Genomic DNA, 19,507 nt, shown 5'->3' on the forward strand with positions numbered 1-19,507 from the left:
GATGCGCAAGCACGTCATGACCCCCTCCCCGCGCGCCGACGGCGAGGCCGACCTCGAAGTCTCGCGGCTGTGCCTGGGCACCATGGACTTCGGCACCAAGACCGGCCGCGACGAGGCATTCCGGATCCTCGACCGCTACGCCGAGGCCGGCGGCAACCTGCTCGACAGCGCCAACTGCTACGCGTTCTGGGCCGAAGGCGGCACCGGCACCGACAGCGAGCGGCTCATCGGCGAATGGCTGGCCGACCGCGGCATGGCCGGGCGCATGCAGGTGGCCACCAAGGTCGGCGCGGATCGGGCCCGGCCCGAGGAGCCCTACAGCGGCCGCAACCGCGAGGGGCTCGCGGCAGAGCGCGTCCGCGAACAGGCCGAGCAGAGCCGGGACCGGCTCGGCGTGGAGTCGATCGACCTGTACTACACCCACGTCGACGACCGGTCCACCGACCAGGCCGAGACCGTCGAGGCCCTCGGTTCCCTGGTAGCCGACGGCACCGTCAAGGCGCTGGCCGCCAGCAACCACACCACCTGGCGGTTCCACCGGGCCCGCGCCATCGCCGCCGAGCGGAACCTGCCGGCCTACCGGGCGATCCAACTGCGCTACACGTACATGTACCCGCGCCCGTCGACGGTCCCGGTGCCCGAGGCGATCCAGTTGCCGGCCACCGACGAGCTGCTGGACTACGCCGAGTCCGAGAACGTGGCCGTCTTCGCCTACTCGCCGCTCTCCGGCGGCGCGTTCGACCGCGAAGACCGCCGGCCGCCGCCCGAGCCGGTCGACTACGATCACCCCGGGTCGGAGGCGCGCATCGCATTCGTCCGGAAGGTCGCCGCCGAACTGGGCGCCACCCCGGGGCAGGTGGTGCTGGCCTGGCTGATGGCCCACCGCGCCGCCGTCGTCCCGGTCATCGGGGTCAGCTCGGTCGCCCAGCTCGAACTGGCCCTGGGCGCCCTGGAGATCGAGCTGGACGCCGAGACCCTCGCCCGCCTCAACGCGGCCTGAGCCGCACCCGCGGGCGGCGTCCGGGACGCGACCCGGACGCCGCCCGCCCCGCCAGTCCCACCGCGATGCCGCAGACGGTCACCGCCAGCACCGACAGGTGGATCAGGGCGAAGCCGCAGGCTGCCGGCAGACCGTAGTTGGCGCGGGCGAATCCGAGCAGTCCGCGCTCGCCGACCAGCGCCACGACCAGCGCCGCGGCGGTGACGAGGAGCAGGGGCGGGTAGAGGACGGCCGCCGCGGTCGCGGCGATCGCCGCGGCGATCGCGGCCAGCGTGGACAGCCGGTTCATCCGCTCGAACTTCATGTGCTTGAAGCGGGCGGCGATCTCGGGCAGCGGCACCGACCGTCGCCACATCATCGCCAGGGCCCGCAGCAGATTCGGCTCGCCGTCGTGGCGCACCCGGAGGTCGGCGGCGATGGCGATGGCCGCGTCCCCGCCCAGCCGGGCGCTGTACTCCATGTCCTCGCAGTCTCGCAGGCCCTCGTCGAAGCCCCCGAACCGCTCGAAGACGGACGGGCGCGCCGCGGCCACCGAGAACCGTGCGAGCCGGGCCGGGCCGACCGAGCGGTGCAGCAGATGGGATTCGCGTCCGACCAGGTAGCGGCCGACGGCGCCGCTGCCCGGCAGGGGATGCGGGTCGAGTACGCCGTGCACGATGTCGAGGTCGGGGTCGCGCTCGAACGCCGCTACGGCGCGTTCGACGGCGTCGGGGTGCGGTTCGATGTCGGAGTCGAGAAAGAACAGCAGATCGCCGAAGGCGGCCGCGATGCCCCGGTTGCGGGCGGCCGAGACGCCCCGGTTGCGCTCCTGCCGGATGATCCGGCAGCCGAACCGGGCGGCCACGGCGGCCGAGGAGTCGGTGCTGGCGTCGTCGACGACGATCAGCTCGTCGGGGGGCCGGCTCTGGGCCTTGACGGCCTCCAGGCACAGCGGCAGCGCGTCCTCGTCGTTGAAGCACGGGATGATGACGCTGACGCTGGTGGCGGGGTGGGTCGGGTCCGGGGTCGTTTCCACGCTCTGCTCCAAGTGGTCGCGGCGGTTTCGGACCCACGGTAGGCACCGGGCTTTGACGCGGCCCCGATCGCGCATGGAGCCGATCTGGACTACCCGGCGTCACCTCGCCGATGCGCCGATGGCGTCTTCATTGGAATGTCCTGACCGGAAGTCACCCGGTGGGCACGGTGGGTGGTTAAGGCGGGCTCTAGGTCAAGTCGAGTCCGGTTCCAGTACCGCCGCCTACGTTCGGAGAAGTGACCCTGACCAGTGGAACGAGGCCCGTCCCGGGACCCGTCCCCGGCGTCCGATCGGAGTTCCGGCCATGCGACTGATTGACATCGAAGAAGCCGAGCAGCTTTCGCTCAAGGAGGTGCAGCAGCTCTACCGCGAATACGTCAACTCCAGCCAGGTCTCGCTGATGCGCTCGTTCGGCTTCGGCCGCGAGCTGGTCGAACGGGCCGAGGGCTGCTATCTGTACCTGAAGGACGGTCGGCGCATCACCGACCTCACCGGAGGGGTGGGGGTGCTCAACCACGGGCACAACCACCCGCGCATCCTCGAGGCCCGCCGGCGCTTCGCCGAGCGCCGGCGCATGGAGGTCCACAAGACCTACTTCTCGCCGTACCTGGCGGCGCTGAGCCACAACCTCGCCCAGATCCTCCCCGGAGACCTCGACCACGCCTTCTTCCCCAACTCCGGCGCCGAATCCATCGAGGGCGCGGTCAAGTGCGCCTACAAATACCACCGCGGCAAGCGCGGCACCGTCCTGCGCGCCACCACGGCCTTCCACGGCAAGCTGCTGGGCTCGGGCGGACTCACCGCGGCCCAGGGGCACAGCTTCAGCTTCCCGACCATCCCCGGCATCGCCGACTTCGAATACGACGACCTCGACTCGGTGCGCGAGGCCGTCGCCGCCCACAGCGGCGACGTGTACGCCCTCCTGATCGAGCCGTTCAGCGCCTCCACGATGCGGCAGTGCTCCGAGGAGTTCCTGCTGGGGCTGCGGGCGCTGTGCGATCAGGAGGACATCGTCCTGATCTACGACGAGATCTACACCGGCTGGGGCAAGACCGGGAGCATGTTCCACTTCACCCGGTACGAGGGGCTGGTCCCGGACATCCTGTGCACCTCCAAGGCGCTCGGCGGCGGGAAGTCCTCGATCTCCGGATTCGTGGTGCGCGGTCCGGTCTACCGCAGGGCCTACGACAACCTCGGCGACGCGCTGCTGCAGACGACCAGCACCACCTACTACGGCTTCGGCGAGGAGAACGCGACCGCCATTGAGGCCGTCCGCATCGCCGTCGAGGACGACTACCCGGCCCGCGCCCGCGACATCGAGGCGATCCTCGCGCCCGGTCTGGAGCGGATCGCCAAGGCGTTCCCCGACGACGTCGCCGACGTGCGCGGCTCGGGTGCGCTGTGGGGCCTGTTCCTCCAGGGCAATCCCGGCCTGGTCGAGTCGATGCTCAAGCTCGTGCCCGGGGGCCTGTCGAAGGACCCCGGATTCCGCAACAAGCTGCTGGCCTCGGCCTTCCTCCAGGCCATGTACGAGGACCACGGGATCTACCTGTACTACACCCTCAACGGCGACCATCCGGTGGTGATCGGGCCGCCGCTGGTGACCCCGCCGGACGAGATCCGTCGCTGCCTGGAGGCGATCGAGGCGACCCTGTCGATCGGCGTCGGGAAGCTGGTGCGCCGCTTCCTCAAGCAGAAGGTGAGCCACCTGTGGTGAACGCGCTGCCCTCGCCGGTCCTGGTGACCGGCGCCGCCGGGGTCCTCGGCTCGAACCTGACCGACCGCCTGCTCTCGGCGGGGGCCGAGGTGGTTGCCTACGACCGCCGCGAGGTCCCGCCGGCCGACCGGCTCCGCGCCGTCACCGGCGACGTGCGCGACCGCGGCGAGCTGACCCGGGCCGCCTCGGGCTGCCGGGCCATCGTCCACTGCGCCGCGGCCCTGCCCTCCTACCCCAGGGCCGAGATCCGCTCGATCACGGTCGGCGGCGCCGAGTCGGTGCTGGAGGCGGCCGCGGCCGCGCGCGCGGAACGGCTCGTCCACATCTCGTCGACGGCGGTCTACGGCTTGCCCGAACGCGTCCCCACCCCCGAGGACCATCCGCACGAGCCGGTCGACGCCTACAGCGCCGCCAAGGCCGAGGCCGAGCGCGCCGTCGCCGCCCGAGCCGCCGAACGCTGCACCTCGATCGTGCGGCCCAAGACCTTCCTGGGGCCGGGCCGCCTGGGCCTGTTCGGCATGCTGTTCGAGTGGGCCGAGGAGGGACGCGACTTCCCGATCATCGGCAAGGGCGACGTCCGTATCCAGATGCTCGACCTCGGCGACCTGGTCGAGGCGGTCGCGACCGTCCTGGCCGCACCCGACGAGACCGCCGCCGACACCTACAACATCGGAGCGGCCGACTTCGCCACCATCCGGGAGGACTTCCAGGCGGTCCTGGACGCGGCCGGGCACGGCCGGCGCGTCAGGTCCCTGCCGACCGGGCCGGCCGTGGCCGCCCTGCGCCTGGCCTCGGCCGCGGGGTTGTCACCGGTCTACGACCGGCTGGTCCGCAAGCTCAAGGCCGACTCCTATGTCGATATATCCAAGGCGCGCGAACGCCTCGGTTTCACGCCCCGCCACTCCAACCGCGAGGCCGTCCTGCGCACCTACCGGTGGTGGCGATCACTGCCGCAGTCCGACCCCGGCGCGGCCGGGGCCACCTCCGCCGACCGGTGGAAACAGGGCCTTCTCGCGAGCGCGAAGGTCTGCTTCCCCGCGCGAGCCAAGGGAACCGTCAAAGGGAGAGCCCATGACCAGCATCAAGACCGAGGCACCCTCACCGGTCGCGACCGCGCTGGACCGGCCTAGCCGACCGAAGCGGGCCGGCGCCGCACTCGCGCTGCTGCGCCCGGTCCAGTGGGTCAAGAACCTCGCGGTCGGCCTGCCGCTGGTCGACCCCCGACTGTGGGCCCTCTCCTCCGGAGACGAGCTGGCCCTGGCCGTCGCCGCCTTCGCGGCGGCCTCGGCGATGGTATACGCGGTCAACGACATCGCCGACCGCGAACGCGACCGCCACCACCCGGTCAAGCGCCACCGCCCCGTCGCCTCCGGCGCGGTCTCGGTCCCGCGGGCGTGGATCCTGGCCGCCGTGTGCGCCGCCGCCTCGCTCGCCGCCGTGGCCGCGGCACCGATCCTGGCCGCCCCGGTCGCGGCGTACGCGGCGATCAACTTCGCCTACAGCCGCAAACTGCGCGAGATCCCCGTGCTCGAACTGTTCAGCGTCGCCTCCGGATTCCCACTGCGGGCCGTCGCAGGCTACCTCGCGCTGGGGGCCGCCCCTTCCGGCCTGGTCGTACTGTCGGTCCTGTTCGCCTCGCTGCTGCTGGTGCTCGGCAAGCGCAGGCGGGAACTGGTCGTCGCCGGAACCTCCCACCGATCGGCCCTCTCGGGCTACACGCCGACCCTGATCGACCAGTACGTCTCGATCACCGCCGGGCTCGCGACCGCCACGTTCCTGCTGTTCGCCCTCCACGGCCCCGGATCGCCCGGCGATGCGGGGCCGCTGCCGCTGCTGGGGGTTCCGCTGCTGGTCGCCGGCCTGTTCCGCTACCTGCAGCTCCTCACCGTGCGCGGGGGCGACGGCGACCCCACCCGCATCCTGCTGCGCGACCCGGTACTGGTGGCCGTCGCCGTCTCCTGCGTGGCGCTGATCGCCGCCTACACCGCGATCGACCCTGCTCTGTGGACAGAAGGAAGATGAACCGTGACCGGACTGCTGGAAGACCGGCCCGCCGCCACCGAATCCCGTCGGCGCTGGTGCTGGGGGACCCGAATCGTCGTCGCCGCGGCGTCGGCCTGGACGGTGTTCCTGATCGCCCACCTGCTGCTGACAGGCGAAGTCTGGTGGTGGTCGGCCATCGAGATGACCCCGCCGCCGGCCTTGGCCCTCCCCCCGGCGGTCCTGGCCGTCGGCGCGCTGTGGGCCGCCCGCGGCGTGCGCTGGCGGGTGGAGGTCGTCGCCGCCACCACCGCCCTCATCGTCGCCCCCATGACCGGTTTCAACCCGGCGGCGCTGCTCGAGGACGGTGAGCCCGACGGTGAGGCCGATCTGAGGGTGTTCTCGTGGAACACCGACTACTGGCACGTCAGGTTCGACGACCCGGAGGCGTTCTACGACCACCTGCTGGAACAGGACGCCGACGTCTACCTGCTCACCGAATACCTCACCCGGACGAACATGGTGGTGCCCATCGACGACGAAGCGGCGCTGCGCGAGCACTTCGAGGGCTGGCACATCTCCATCGCCAGCGAGATGGTCACCATCTCCCGCCATCCGATCGTCGAGCAGCGCGCCATCGACACCACCGGCGTGATCGGCCCCGACGATCCGGGCGCCCCCGGCGAGGGCGACTGGGAGGAGTACTGGACCACCAAGGTCCTCCGCACCGACGTCGAAGTGGACGGCCGGATCGCGTCGCTCTACAACCTGCACCTGGCGGTGCCGGTCCCCACCGAAGGGTCGAGCCCCTTCGGCGGCGAGTTCTGGGGCCACGTCCGCGCCCAGTACCAGCGCCGCTCCGCCCAGGTCGACCTGCTCCTGGAGGACCTGGCGGGCAATCCGCACCCGGTGCTGGTTGCCGGGGACCTCAATTCCTCCGCACTGAGCGGGGCGGTCACCGCTCTGAAGAACCGGCTGGACTGCCCCGATCCCGACGGCGAATTCCTCCCCACAAGCTGGCCCCAGCGCCGCTTCGGCTTCCCCCAACTGTGGAGGCTCGACTGGGCCTGCACCGGCACCGGAGCCTCCATCGCCGGATACGGCTTCGGCACCGCCGCCGGCATGTCCGACCACAAGTCCCAGCACATCGACCTGGTCCTGGGGGAGGCGTGACCGAACGATTCGACGCCTGCGTCGTGCTCAACTACTACGCCCCCTACATCAGCGGACTCACCCAGGTCGCCCGCGACGTCGCCGAGTCCCTGGCCGGGCGCGGCCGCCGGGTGGCCGTGGTCGCCTCTCGGCACCACCCGGACCTGCCCCGCCGCGAGGAACTCGGCGGCGTGCACGTCTTCCGCTCCCGCGTGGCCGCCCGGATCGGCCGCGGTGTCATCAGTCCGGAGTTCATCGGGCTGGCCGGGCGCGTGGCGCGGCGATCGGCCGTGGTGAACCTGCACCTGCCGATGCTGGAGGCCGGACCGGTCGCCCGCGCGGCCGGGAACACCCCGATCGTGTGCCACCACCACGACGACGTGTGGCTGCCCGGCGGCGCCCTGGCGTCGGCCCAGATCGCCGTGGTCGAGCGCTCGGTGGCCGCGTCGCTGCGCCGCAGCGCGGGCGTGGTCGTCTCCAACCTCGACCACGCCCGGGACTCGCGGCACTGGCACCTGATGCGGCGCCGGAAGGTCCACGAGATACCGCCGCCGTGCCGCCGGCGCGGCCTCGGTCGGCCGTCCTTCCGCGACGGGCCCGGCCCGCACGTGGGCTTCCTCGGCCGCATGGCCCCCGAGAAGGGCCTCCACCACCTGGTGGCTGCGTTCGGCCACTGGCCCGACCCCGAGGCGCGGCTGCTGCTGGCCGGGGAGGAGTCCGGCGTCGCCGGCGGCGGAGTCGCGGCCGAACTGCGCCGCCTCGCCGACGACGACCGGCGGGTTCGGTTCCTCGGGCGACTCGACGAGGCCGAGTTCGGCGACTTCCACGCCTCCATCGACGCCTTCGCACTGCCGTCGGTCGCCGAAGAGTCGTTCGGGATCACTCAGACCGAGGCGCTGATGGCCGGAGTCCCGGTCGTCGCCAGCGACCTGCCCGGCATGCGGGTACCGGTGCGCACCACCGGATTCGGTGAGCTCGTGCCCGCCGGCAGCCCCGAGGGCCTGGCCGCGGCGCTGCGGAGGGTGTGCGCCTGGGGGGATGAACGCCGCGTCCGCGGCGCCGAAGCCGCCCGCGACACCTACTCCATGGAATCGACCTTGGAGTCGTATGCCGAGGCGCTCGACGAGGCCGCCGACCGCGCGGCCCACAGGTAGACCGCCAGGGCCGCCAGCAGCTCGCACACCGTGGCCACGACCCGGCTGGTGATGGCGACCGCCGCGGCCATCGGCAGCGGTACCACCAGCGTGAGCGTCGCGGTCAGGATGCCCTCGCGCACCCCCAGGCCGTCGGGGACGATCAGGACCAGCGCCCCGACCACGGTCGCGAGCCCGAACAGGCCCACGCACAAGGCGTACGACTCGAGCGGGTCGGCGCCGGCGGCCACCACCAGCGCCCACAGGTGGTGCCCGCCGACGATCCACGACCCGGTCTGGAGCCCCAGCGCCCTCCGGATCGAGCCCGGCCCGTAGTCCAGCTCCACCGGCGAGCGCCGGAACAGCCGGCACACCAGGCGCATCGCGACCTCCACCAGTTGCGGACGCGCGAACAGCACCAGAGCCGGCAGCGAGGCCGCGGCCACCCACGCCCACCGGTCACCGAAGGCGGTCCGGGCCGCCAGCAGACCCACCAGCATGCCGGTCGCGACCATGACCACGATGTTGAGGAAGTACACGCCGGTCATCCGGGAAGCGGGGATGCCCGCGCCCGCCCCCATCCGCAGATTGACCAGCAGCGTCCACAGGCGACCCGGCAGGTACTTCACCAGCATGCCCGCGAAGTAGATCTTCGCCGCCTCCGGAAGAGCCACCCGCGATCGGCCCCCGTCGGCCAGCGCGTGCCACGACAGCATCGCCAGCCCCAAACCCACCACGTTGACCGCCCCGGACACCGCGATGAGCGGCAGATGCTCGGCGTCGGCGAACGCCGCGGCCTCGCTCCAGTCCTGGCCGCGCATGGCCGTCCAGATCGCGACCGCCACCGCGACCATCACCGCCGCGCCCGAGACCCGCCACAGGATCCGGCGCACCCGCGCCCACCGGTTGCCACTCACGGCCGCACCGTCCAAACCGCCGGGCGCAGAACGCCGACCAGGGCGGCCAGACCGGCGGTAGCCACGTACAGCAGATGCAGGCCGAACACCGCCGCGACCCATCCCGGCCCCCGGACCGCCGCGCCCCGCAGCAGGCCGGTGTTGGCGACGCCGAACACCGCCGCCGCCGCAGGCGGCACCACCGCCAGCGGCGGCCACCACATCGCCAGCGGCAGCCCGGCCACCACCAACGCGCACGACAGGACCGTGACCGGGCCGAGCGAGACGGTGCGGACCGACTGGCCCCCCTCGGCCGATCGCCGGGAGCGGATCAGCAGCTCGGCGAACCGCAGCGAGCGCTGCCACTGCTCGGCGAGCAGCCCGCCGAGCGTGTCGACGTCGTCGTGGCGGCCCCGGACGGCCGGATCGGTGCGGACGGTCCAGCGCGGCGGGAGGCGGGTGCCCAGTTCGACGTCCTCGCCGTCGCGCAGCGACTCGTCGAACCCGCCGGTATCGGCGAACGCCTTGGCGCGGATAGCGGTGAGCGCGAAGAGCGTGGCCGAGCCCGTCCCCGCGGCCCGAACCCGCCAGTGGTGTTCGAACAGGACCTTGTACCGCTCGACCGGACCGTCGTCGACCAGCGGTTCGGGAGCGTAGACGCCCTGCACGACGCCGGTGTCCGCGTCGGCCTCCAGCGCGTCCGCCGCCCGCTCGAGCGCGTCGGGCTCCAGCGCCAGATCGCTGTCGAGGAAGAACAGGACCTCGCCGGCGGCCGTGGCGGCGCCGAGGTTCCGCGCCGCCGCCGGACCCCGGTTCGGCCGCTGCTCGACCACGCGGCATCCGAACTCGGCGGCGATCGCCGCCGAGCCGTCGGTACCGGCGTCGTCGACCACGATGACCTCGCCCGGCGGGGCGGTCTGCGCGAACACCGACTCCAGGCACCGGCGCAGCGTCTTGGCCGCGTTGTGGCAGGGGATGACGACCGACCATTCGGTGAGCGGTGTGGACATGCCCCGATCCTGGCGCAGGGGTCTGGAGGCGGCCCATATTCGGCCTGGATCGCAACGCCACCGGCCCCGATCCGGCCGGCCGCCTCAGCCGGAGGCGGGGCCGGTGGAGCCGCGCGGCGACAACTGCGCCGCCGGGCTCTGGATCGAGGGAGGCTCCTCGTCCGGCGCGCGCTCCCCGGCCATGAGCGACAGGAGCAGCTCGGCCGCCCTCGAACCGTAGGCGGGGATGTCCCGGCTGAAGGCCGTCAGCGAGGGATGGGTCAGGCGGCACAGCGGCGAGTCGTCCCAGGCGATGATCGAGAGCTGATCGGGCACCGACAGCCCCAGTTCGTGGGCGACGCCGAGCCCCGACACGGCCATGACGTCGTTGTCGTAGACCAGGGCGGTCGGGCGCGACCGGGAGGTCAGCAGGCGCCTGGTCAGGCGCGCGCCCTGCTCGCCGGAGTAGTCGCTGTGGAGGGACTCGAACGCCTCCAGCTCCAAGCGCTTGGCCGCCTCGCCGAAGGCGGCGTCGCGGACGGTGGTGTGCAGCAGCCGCGGCAGCCCCGCCACGCGGGCGATGCGGCGGTGGCCGAGCGCGTAGAGGTACTCCAGCACCTCGCGGCACGGTTCGGCGTCGTCGTGCCAGACCGACGGGATCGGAGCGTGGTCGATCGGGCCGCCGACCGCCACCGCCGGCAGCCGCAGCTTCGCCACCGACTCCAGCCGCCGGTCCTCGGCACCCAGGTCGCACAGCAGTACGCCGTCGACCCGCCGCTCGGCCCACCAGCGCCGGTAGACGTCGAGCTCCTCCTCGACGGTCCCGACGATCTGCAGGGTGAGGCCGAGCGAATGCGACGACAGGGTCGCCTCGATACCGCTGATGAGCTCCATGAAGTACGGCTCGATGCCGAGCGTGCGGGCCGAGCGCCGCAGGGCGATGCCGACCGCCTCCGCCGAGGAGACCGACAGGGACCGGGCCGCGCGGTTGGGCACGAAACCCAGTTCGGCGGCGATGGCCAGGATCCGTTCCCGGGTGGCGTCCGAGACGCCGGGCCGCCCGTTGAGCGCATACGAGACCGCGCCCTTCGACACCCCGGCGGTCCGGGCGATGTCGGCGATGGTCGGCCGTCTGCTCATGTCGTCTCGTCTCCTCGTAGCCTCGGCCGCCGGCCCGGTTCAGGCCGCCGCAGCCACCCAGTGGTCGGCGCCCACGCGGGCGAGCGGCGCCGGGTCGGCTTCGCGATCGCCGTCGGGTTCGAGATCCTCGAACTCGGTGGCGGCGTCGGACCACTTGCGATGGAGCTGCGGGACCGAGGCCAGCAGGTTCCTGGAGTAAGGATGCCTGGGGTCCCCGAAGACCTTCCCCGTGGCTCCCATCTCGACCACGGCGCCGTGCCGCATGATAATGACCCGTTCGCTGATGTAGTTCGCCAGCGAAAGGTCGTGGGTGACGAAGAGGACGCCCAGGCCGCGCTCCTTGAGGGCGCCGAGCAGGTTGAGCACGTCGATCCGGGTCGAGGCGTCCAGCATGCTGATGATCTCGTCGGCGACCAGCAACTCGATGTCGAGCAGCAGCGCCCGCGCGATGAGCATCCGCTGGAGCTGCCCGCCGCTGAGCTGGTGCGGGTACTTCCGCAGGACCGCGCCGGGCTCCAGCCCGACCGACGTGAGCGACCGGTCGACCTTGTCCTGCCATTCGGCCCGCTTGAGCCCGGGGAAGAAGGACTCGCGCACCGCATCGAAGACCCGGTCGGCCTTGAAGATCGGGTTGTAGCTGCTGAACGGGTCCTGGAACACGCCCTGCACGCGCCGGTAGTAGGCCTTCCGGTCGGAGTGCCGGCGCGCGGTGACCTCGCGGCCGTCGAGCCGGACGGCGCCCCGCGTGGGCGGGATCAGTTGCAGGACCATCTTGCCGATGGTGCTCTTGCCGCTTCCGGACTCGCCGACGACCGAGAGCACCTCGCCGCGGGAGACCGAGAAGCTGACGTCCCTGACCGCGGTGAGCTTCTTCGAACCGAGCGCGCCGACCCGGTAGGACTTCCAGACGTTCTGAAGTTCGAGCATGTCAGTCCACCACCTTCCAGCACGAGGCCGTGTGGTCGGGGGCGAGGTCGACCGCCGGCGGGTCCTCGATGCACCGATCGTGCGCCAGCTCGCAGCGGTCGCGGAAGCGGCACCCGGTGGGCGGGTTCAGCAGTTGCGGCGGCTTGCCGGGGATGCTCTTGAGCCGCCTGTCGCCGTATTCGAGTCCGACCTCGGGCAGCGCCTCGATCAGTGCCCGGGTGTAGGGGTGCCGCGGGGCGTTGATGATGGTGTCGGCCGGGCCCTTCTCGACGATCCGGCCGGCGTACATGATCATGATCGAGTCGGCGATCTGGTAGACCAGCGACAGATCGTGGGTCACCACGACCATGCTCTTGACGAATCCCAGCTCGCGGAACCGCACCAGCGTCTCGGCGACCGCCTTCTGGTTCGACACGTCGAGCGCCGAGGTCACCTCGTCGGCGATGAGCAGGCTGGGGTCGAGCAGGGTCGACAGCACCATGACCATCCGCTGCTTCATGCCGCCGGACAACTCGATCGGGTAATTGTCGAGCACCTGCTCGGACAGCCCCACCAGCTCCAGCCGCCGCACCAGCTCCGGACGCAGCTCCCGGAAGGACTCGCCCTTGGCGCGCAGCAGGTCGGCGGTGAGCTTGCCGATCTTGCGGGTCGGGTTCATCGCGCTCATCGAGTACTGCGGGATGATCGAAACGTCCCGGTAGCGGCGCCGGTTCATGGCCTTGTCGTCTGCGATCGGCAGCTCGCCGCCGTCGAGCACGGCCCGGCCGCCCACGTGCCGCATGCGGCCGTCGAGCCGGATCAGGCTCTTGCCGAGGGTGGTCTTGCCGCAGCCGGACTCGCCGGCCAGCCCCATGATCTCACCGTCGGCGAGGCCGAACGAGACCCCGTCCAGGGCGCGCACGTCGCCCCGGAGCGTCCGGTAGTGGACGCGGAGGTCCTCCACTTCCAGTGCCATGGCTACATCTCTCTCAGTTTCGGGTTGAAGACCTCGTCGAGTCCGACGTTGGTGATGTACAGCGCTCCGACGATCGCGGTGATCGCCAGGCCGGGGGGGACGAACCACCACCAGAGTCCGAGGTGGATGGCGGCCCAGGCCATCGACTGCTGCATCATGGTGCCCAGCGAGACCGCGTTGGTCGGGCCCAGGCCGATGAAGTCGAGCATCGAGGCGAACAGGATCGCGCCGCCGAACAGCAGGATCATCGACATCAGCAGGTAGGAGGCCATGTTCGGCATGACCTCGCGGACGACGATCTGCGGGGACCGCTTGCCGGTCAGCCTCGCCAGGTCCACGTAGTCGCGGTTGCGCAGGGTGAACGTCTGGGCCCGCACGGCCCTGGCCACCCACGGCCAGGAGAACAGCCCGATGATGACCCCCTGCGTGACGACCCCGCGCACCTCCATGTAGGAGCTGATGACGATCAGGACCACCAGCGCCGGCAGCACCAGGACCACGTTGGTGAGCATGTTGAGGAATTCGTCGGTCAGCCCGCCGCGGTAGCCGGCGGTGAAGCCGATGGTCAGGCCGATCACGAACGCGATGCCGCCGCCGAGGAATCCGACCAGGTAGGACGAGCGCAGCCCGTGGGCGAACTGCACGAACACGTCCCGGCCGTGGACGGTGGTGCCGAACCAGTAGTCGGCCGAGGGCGCCTCGGACTTGGGGCCGACGTATGCGGTCGGCGACGAGGACAGGAAGAGCGGGCCGATGAGTCCGAGCAGGAGCAGGCCCAGCACGATCGACAGCCCGATGACGACCTTGGGGTTGCGCAGCGCGAAGTACAGGTGCTCGTTGCGCTTGCCGATGACGTCGGCGTTGAGGGCGGCGTCGGTGGTCACGACTGTCCTCCTTCGAGTCCGAGGCGGGTGCGCGGGTCGACCAGGACGAAGGCGACGTCGGCCAGGAAGTTGAACAGCAGCACGCCGATCACGATGAACAGCAGGATGCCCTGCAGCAGGAAGAAGTCCTGGTTGTTGATGGCGTTGAGCAGCAGGCTCCCCAGTCCGGGGTAGGCGAATACCACCTCGGTGACCAGGGCCCCGCCGACGACGACCCCGAGTTGGAGGGCCAGGCCGCTGATCTGCGGGAGCATGGCGTTCCGGAAGGCGTAGCGCCGCACCAGCCGCCGGGGTGCCCCGAGCGCCTGCAGGTAGTTGCTGTAGTCCGATTCGAGCTCGTAGATCACCAGGTTCCGCATGCCGATGGCCCAGCCGCCGAGGGCGACGATGAACAGCGACAGGAACGGCAGGAACCAGTGGTGGACCAGGTCGACGAAGAACGCCCAGCTCAGGTTCGGTTGCATGGACAGGCTGTAACCTCGGGCGGCGGGGAACCAGTCGAGCAGGACGCCGCCCGACCAGACCAGTAGGATCGCCAGCCACATGTAGGGGACGGCGGTGAGCAGGTAGCCCAGCGGCAGGACGCTGTTGTCGAGCCACTTGCTGCGGGCGGCCATGGCGCCCAGGCCGTTGCCGACTATCCAGCTCAGCAGGATCGCCGGGACCAGCAGGCCGATCGTGTAGGGGAGGGCGTCGAGCACGACCGAGGAGACCGGGGACGGGAACGCGAAGACGCTCACGCCCAGGTCGCCTTGGAGCAGCGCCGTCCAGTAGTTGAGGTACTGCTGCCACAGCGGCACGTCGAAGCCGAACACGTCCTCGAAGTAGGTGCGCAGCGCCGCGGCCGATTCGGAGTTGGACACCGAGTGGCGGTTGAGCATGCGCGCCACCGGATCCCCGGGCATGAGCCGGGGGATCGCGAAGTTGATCGTCACGGCGATGAAGAAGGTGACGCCGTAGATCAGCAGTTTGCGCCGGAAATAGCGGCCCATCAAGACTCCTCGCGGGTCGGGCGGGGTCCCGCCGCCGGGAGGCGGCGGGACCCCGGGGCGGCTACTGGGCGGGTTCGAGCTCGGTGAGCATCAGGATCGATCCCATGCGCCACATCTCGTTCCAGGTGGACGGGTAGGCGTTGGGGGTGTCGGAGCCCTCGGACGGCCAGTTGGTCCACACGGCGTTGCTGGCCTGGGCCCAGACGCCGTTGTACCAGATCGGGATGGCCGGCAGCTCCTCGAGCGAGACGCGCTGGAGCTCGGACAGGAGCTCCTCGTAGCGCGGGTCGTCGGCGGCGGTGGCGGCGAGCTCCTGGGTCAGCGCCCAGCCTTCCTCGCTCTCCCAGCGGGAGAAGTTGGCCTCGTGCTGTTCGTCCTGGACCGGCTGCTGGAACAGGTACTGGTAGTGGCTCCACGGCGAGTGGGTCATGCCGCTCCAGTTGTTGATGATCAGCTCGAAGTCGCCGGAGACGCGGGCGTCGTCGACGGCGGCGGCGTCGATGAACTCCTCGGTGACGTTGATGCCGATGTCCCGCAGATCGCTGCTGATCGAGCGGGCCGCTTCCTCCCAGTCGCTCCATCCGGCGGGGACGTTGAGGGTCATCTCGACCGGCTCCCCGTCGAGGGTCTCGACGAAGCCGTCGCCGTCGGAGTCGGTGTAGCCGGCTTCGGCGAGGATCGACTCGGCCTCGGACGGCTCGAACTGCCAGCCGAGGTCGTTGAGGACCTCCTGGTCGTAATAGCGCTCCCAGATCGGCAGCAGGCCGGTGGGACTCGCCTCGGCGACGATGCCGTCGTAGACGGTGTCGACGATCTCGCCGGGGCTGATGGCGAAGGCCATGGCCCGGCGGAACGCGGGGTCGTCGAGCGGCGCGATCGTGGTGTTGGGGATGAGCATGGCCGCGTTGGCCGGCAGCATGTACGGCGGGCCGTCGAAGTAGGTCGACAGCTCCGGGCTGCCCTCGATGAGGTCCCCGATGCCGGGCAGGAAGTTGTTCGACAGGTCGATGTCGCCCTGAGCCAGCATGTTGAGCGTGACGTCGTTGCTGGAGTTGACGATGTCGACGATGTAGGTCGGTGCGACCTCGAGGTCGAGGTGCTCGGTGGCCCACCAGTCGTCGCGTTTGACCCAGGCGATGCGGTCCTGGTCGTAGCTGTGGACCGTGTAGGGGCCCGACACCACCGGGTCCTCGTTGGCCCCGGTGAGGATCTCCTCCTCGGAGCGGTCGGAGTAGATGTGCTCGGGCACGATCTGGTTCCAGTAGAGGAAGTTGTCCCACTCCTGGTGCCGGGCGTCGGAGAAGCTGACCCGGACGGTGAGGTCGTCCACGGCCTCGACGCCGTCGACCCAGTTCCAGATGTTGGAGTACGGGACCTCGTCGACCTGGCCGAGTTCGATCGTGTACTTCACGTCGTCGGCGTCCAGTTCCTCGCCGTCGCTCCAGGTGATGCCCTCGCGGAGGGTGAGCTCGTACTCCAGCTCCCCGGTCCACTCGCCGGACTCGGCCAGCCAAGGGGTCAGTTCGACCGCGTTGGGGTCGAACAGGAAAAGAGTCTCGTATCCGAGGCCGTTGAGTCCGGTCACCTGCCCCGGGATGATCGGGTTCCAGTCGCCGGGGGGCTCCCAGGCCGATCCGGTGGTGTAGAGGGTCTCGCTGCGCGGGAACTCGTCGATCTCGCGGTCTTCGGGATCTTGGTCGTCGGCCCCGTCGTCGGTGCAGGCCGTCACCGCCAGCGCGGTGCCGGCCATGAGGGCGATGAGGTTTCGCCGTTTGGTCATGTTCAGCTCAACTTTCACATCGAGGGATGCTCGGACCCCGGTGCGGTGGATGCCCGTTCGCCTGTGAAGTGTGCCGGAACTGTGACGCGAGGCATCTTAACCGGGTCAGTAGCTGACACTGAACCATGCGAGAATTTCACTGTCAAGTGGGAGCGCGGCCCCCACCGGGCCGCGGGACGGTTGAAATAACCCCTCCAGAAACGGCACGATGCAGCCTTTGTGCTGGTGAAACACAGTGCTAACGGATTCTGGATTAACCATTGTCGATATTGACTGTTGCGATTTCGTCACGGAAAGGGCAAGGTATTGACTCAGACGGGCCCGGAAGCTAGATTCAAGTCACTTATACGGTTAAGTACCCGATCGAACGCACCCGTCCCGGCGAGGCGCCGCGAGCTCGGGTGCGGGTCGCGTCGGCGGTCGCCCCATCACCGCCCGGCGAGCTTGCACCGAGGGCACCGTCCTGTCTGGAACCAAGGTAGAAGAACTAGGAGTCTCATTGAGCGCCAAGCGAACCCTCCACGAAGGCTGGACCGTCGCCGCGGTCGGCGGCGGCCGCGCGGAGGTCGGGACCGTGCCGGCGAGCGTGCCGGGCTGCGTGCACACCGATCTGATGGCGGCCGGCCTCATCGGTGATCCGTACCTGGACGACGCCGAGCGGGAGCTGTCGTGGATCGGGCGTACCGATTGGGTCTACCGGACCTCCTTCGAACACCACTCCGGGGTGCACGACGGCGTCGACCTCGTATTCGACGGCCTCGACACCGTCGCCCGCGTCAGCCTCAACGGGCGGGTGATCGGCGAGAGCGCCAACATGCACCGCCGGTACCGCTTCGACGCGCGCGAGGCGATCCGCGAGGGCGCCAATGAGCTCGAAGTGGCCTTCACCTCCCCGTACGAGTACGCCGAGGGTCATCGCGAGCGGCTGGGCGCCAGGCCCAACGCCTACGATCCCGAGCCGGGCAACTTCATCCGCAAGGCCGCCTGCGACTTCGGCTGGGACTGGGGGCCCAATCTGGCCGGGGCCGGGATCTGGCGGCCGGTCCGGCTGGAGGAGTGGGACACCGCCCGCATCGACCAGGTGGTACCGCGGGTCGACGTCGTGGACGGGCGCGGCGTGGTCGACCTGGCGGTCCGACTGCACCGGGCCGCGGCCGCCGACCTCGAACTGGTGTGCTCAGTGGACAGTGTGGAGTGGACTGTCCGAGTGGACGCCGGGTCCGACGGCGCCGACGTCCGCATGGAGGTGGAGGACCCGCGGCTGTGGTGGCCGCGCGGCCACGGCGACCAGCCGCGCTACGACGTCTCGGTCTCGCTGCGGTCTCGCGGCGCCGAGCTCGACGCCTGGAACCGGAGCATCGGATTCCGCACCGTCGAACTCGACACCGAACCCGACGGCGAAGGCCGGCCCTACACGCTCAAGGTCAACGGCGAGCCGATCTGGGTACGGGGCGTCAACTGGATCCCCGACGACGCCTTCCACGCCCGCGTCGACACCGCCCGCTACGAGCGCCGCCTGACCCAGGCGGCCGAGGCGAACGTCAACTACATCCGCGTCTGGGGCGGCGGCCTCTACGAGGCCGACGAGTTCTACGACCTTTGCGACCGGATGGGCCTGATGGTGGCCCAGGACTTCCTGTTCGCCTGCGCGGCCTACCCCGAGGAGGAGCCGTTCTGGTCCGAGGTCGAGGCCGAGGCGCGCGACAACCTCGCCCGCCTCGCCCCGCACCCGAGCCTGGTGACCTGGACCGGCAACAACGAGAACATCTGGGGCTGGCACGACTGGGGCTGGCAGCCGGACCTGGCCGGCGGCAGGACCTGGGGCGAGGGCTACTACCTGGATCTGCTGCCCAAGCTGGTCGCCGAGGTCGACGGCACCCGCCCCTACTGGCCCGGCAGCCCCTACTCGGGCGACCCGGCCCTGCACCCCAACGACCAGGCGAACGCCTCGAGCCACATCTGGGACGTGTGGAACGAGAAGGACTACGCCCACTACCGGGACTGGAGGCCGCGGTTCGTCGCCGAATTCGGGTACCAGGCGCCGCCGTCCTGGGCGACGGTGCGCCGCATGGTCACCGACGAGCCGCTGCAGGCGGAGACGCCGAACATGCTCTGGCACCAGAAGGCCGACGACGGCCAGGCCAAGCTCCAGCGCGGCCTGGACGCCCACCTGCCGGCCCCGCGGGACTTCGACGACTGGCTGTACTTCACCCAGGTCAACCAGGCCCGCGCGATGCGGCTGGGCATCGAGTACTTCCGCTCGCTCCAGCCGTACTGCACCGGCGCGGTGATGTGGCAGCTCAACGACTGCTGGCCGGTGACCTCTTGGGCCGCCGTCGACGGCGAGGAGCGCCGCAAACCGCTCTGGTACGCCCTGCGGGACGCCTTCGCCGACCGGATCGTCACCTTCCAGCCCTCCGGCGGCGGCGTGAAACTGGTGGCGGTCAACGACTCCGCCGAGCCCTGGAACGAAACGATCGGCTTCTGGAAGTGCGACCGGCGGGGCCGGATCCTCGGCCGCGCCACGCTCGGTCTGGAGATCGGCGCCCGCGCCCGCGACGAGGTCGAGCTGTCCGGGGGGAGCCTCCCGGCCGACGGCGAGTTCCTGACCACCGGTGCCGAGGACTTCCCGCGGGCGCTGTGGTTCACCGCCGAGGACCGGGACATGGACTGGCCGGAGGCCCGCTTCGAGGCCGAGACCGAACCGGTCGCCGGGGGAGTGGCCGTGACCGTCACCGCCGAGACGGTGCTCCGGGACCTGTGCCTGTTCGCCGACCGCCTCGACCCGGACGCCGTGGTGGACCGGGCCCTGGTGAACCTGATCCCCGGCGAGCGAGCGACCTTCACCGTCCACAGCGACCAGATCAAGGACTCGGCGGCATTGACTCGCGCCCTAACCGAGAAGCCGGTCCTGCGGTCGGTCAACGACTGACCCGGGGCCACCGGG

16 protein-coding genes are annotated in these 19,507 nt (G+C 70.6%); 7 read left to right on the top strand and 9 right to left on the bottom strand.

Going from position 1 to position 19,507, the window contains the following annotated elements; all coding sequences use genetic code 11:
• Position 1: 1 nt before the first annotated feature.
• Positions 2 to 1,000 (top strand): aldo/keto reductase, encoded by a 999-nt coding sequence (locus CUT39_RS11810; RefSeq protein ID WP_198587072.1) that lies wholly within the window; start codon positions 2 to 4, stop codon positions 998 to 1,000.
• Here the strand turns inward: CUT39_RS11810 and CUT39_RS11815 are convergent.
• Complete coding sequence (locus tag CUT39_RS11815) at positions 987 to 2,015, bottom strand: glycosyltransferase family 2 protein (protein WP_157930632.1); 1,029 nt, start codon at positions 2,013 to 2,015, stop codon at positions 987 to 989. The genes CUT39_RS11810 and CUT39_RS11815 overlap by 14 nt on opposite strands.
• A 304-nt stretch (positions 2,016 to 2,319) precedes the next feature.
• Here CUT39_RS11815 and CUT39_RS11820 point away from each other — a divergent pair, with 304 nt between their 5' ends.
• Genes CUT39_RS11820 through CUT39_RS11840 form a run of 5 tightly spaced genes read left to right on the top strand, consistent with a single transcriptional unit; the run spans position 2,320 to position 8,018 of the window.
• Positions 2,320 to 3,732, top strand: coding sequence for an aspartate aminotransferase family protein (locus CUT39_RS11820; protein ID WP_100446762.1), 1,413 nt, complete (start codon positions 2,320 to 2,322; stop codon positions 3,730 to 3,732).
• The gene (locus CUT39_RS11825; RefSeq protein WP_408611138.1) at positions 3,726 to 4,862 is read left to right on the top strand and encodes an NAD-dependent epimerase/dehydratase family protein; all 1,137 of its coding nucleotides are present in this window, start codon (positions 3,726 to 3,728) and stop codon (positions 4,860 to 4,862) included. Before CUT39_RS11820 ends, CUT39_RS11825 begins: the two co-directional genes overlap by 7 nt.
• Complete coding sequence (locus CUT39_RS11830; RefSeq protein WP_100446764.1) at positions 4,804 to 5,754, top strand: UbiA prenyltransferase family protein; 951 nt, start codon at positions 4,804 to 4,806, stop codon at positions 5,752 to 5,754. Before CUT39_RS11825 ends, CUT39_RS11830 begins: the two co-directional genes overlap by 59 nt.
• Before the next feature lie 3 nt (positions 5,755 to 5,757).
• Complete coding sequence (locus CUT39_RS11835) at positions 5,758 to 6,885, top strand: endonuclease/exonuclease/phosphatase family protein (RefSeq protein WP_100446766.1); 1,128 nt, start codon at positions 5,758 to 5,760, stop codon at positions 6,883 to 6,885.
• Positions 6,882 to 8,018: a glycosyltransferase family 4 protein gene (locus CUT39_RS11840; protein ID WP_100446768.1), complete on the top strand. Its 1,137-nt coding sequence runs from the start codon at positions 6,882 to 6,884 to the stop codon at positions 8,016 to 8,018. Before CUT39_RS11835 ends, CUT39_RS11840 begins: the two co-directional genes overlap by 4 nt.
• On the opposite strand, the gene CUT39_RS11845 is transcribed toward CUT39_RS11840, so the two are convergent.
• The 8 genes from CUT39_RS11845 to CUT39_RS11880 form a co-directional block, all read right to left on the bottom strand.
• The gene (locus tag CUT39_RS11845; RefSeq protein WP_157930633.1) at positions 7,943 to 8,914 is read right to left on the bottom strand and encodes a lysylphosphatidylglycerol synthase domain-containing protein; all 972 of its coding nucleotides are present in this window, start codon (positions 8,912 to 8,914) and stop codon (positions 7,943 to 7,945) included. The genes CUT39_RS11840 and CUT39_RS11845 overlap by 76 nt on opposite strands.
• Complete coding sequence (locus tag CUT39_RS11850; protein WP_100446772.1) at positions 8,911 to 9,903, bottom strand: glycosyltransferase family 2 protein; 993 nt, start codon at positions 9,901 to 9,903, stop codon at positions 8,911 to 8,913. The genes CUT39_RS11845 and CUT39_RS11850 overlap by 4 nt, the downstream gene beginning before the upstream one ends.
• A gap of 84 nt (positions 9,904 to 9,987) precedes the next feature.
• The gene (locus CUT39_RS11855) at positions 9,988 to 11,022 is read right to left on the bottom strand and encodes a LacI family DNA-binding transcriptional regulator (RefSeq protein ID WP_100446774.1); all 1,035 of its coding nucleotides are present in this window, start codon (positions 11,020 to 11,022) and stop codon (positions 9,988 to 9,990) included.
• A 39-nt stretch (positions 11,023 to 11,061) separates the two neighbouring features.
• Positions 11,062 to 11,949 carry an ABC transporter ATP-binding protein gene (locus CUT39_RS11860; protein ID WP_100446776.1) on the bottom strand — a complete coding sequence of 296 codons (888 nt, stop codon included), beginning with the start codon at positions 11,947 to 11,949 and terminating at the stop codon, positions 11,062 to 11,064.
• 1 nt (position 11,950) lies between these two features.
• Positions 11,951 to 12,904: an ABC transporter ATP-binding protein gene (locus CUT39_RS11865; protein ID WP_100446778.1), complete on the bottom strand. Its 954-nt coding sequence runs from the start codon at positions 12,902 to 12,904 to the stop codon at positions 11,951 to 11,953.
• 2 nt (positions 12,905 to 12,906) lie between these two features.
• Positions 12,907 to 13,788: an ABC transporter permease gene (locus tag CUT39_RS11870; RefSeq protein WP_100446780.1), complete on the bottom strand. Its 882-nt coding sequence runs from the start codon at positions 13,786 to 13,788 to the stop codon at positions 12,907 to 12,909.
• Positions 13,785 to 14,780 (bottom strand): ABC transporter permease, encoded by a 996-nt coding sequence (locus CUT39_RS11875; protein ID WP_100446782.1) that lies wholly within the window; start codon positions 14,778 to 14,780, stop codon positions 13,785 to 13,787. Before CUT39_RS11875 ends, CUT39_RS11870 begins: the two co-directional genes overlap by 4 nt.
• 61 nt (positions 14,781 to 14,841) lie before the next feature.
• A complete protein-coding gene (locus CUT39_RS11880; protein ID WP_100446784.1) occupies positions 14,842 to 16,560 on the bottom strand; it encodes an ABC transporter substrate-binding protein in 1,719 nt (572 codons plus the stop codon).
• Positions 16,561 to 17,059: 499 nt separating this feature from the next.
• Between CUT39_RS11880 and CUT39_RS11885 the strand changes: the two genes are divergently transcribed.
• Positions 17,060 to 19,492 carry a glycoside hydrolase family 2 protein gene (locus tag CUT39_RS11885; RefSeq protein ID WP_100446786.1) on the top strand — a complete coding sequence of 811 codons (2,433 nt, stop codon included), beginning with the start codon at positions 17,060 to 17,062 and terminating at the stop codon, positions 19,490 to 19,492.
• The last annotated feature ends 15 nt before the right edge of the window (positions 19,493 to 19,507 follow it).

This window comes from Glycomyces xiaoerkulensis (assembly GCF_002798405.1).
Lineage (GTDB): Bacteria > Actinomycetota > Actinomycetes > Mycobacteriales > Micromonosporaceae > Glycomyces > Glycomyces xiaoerkulensis.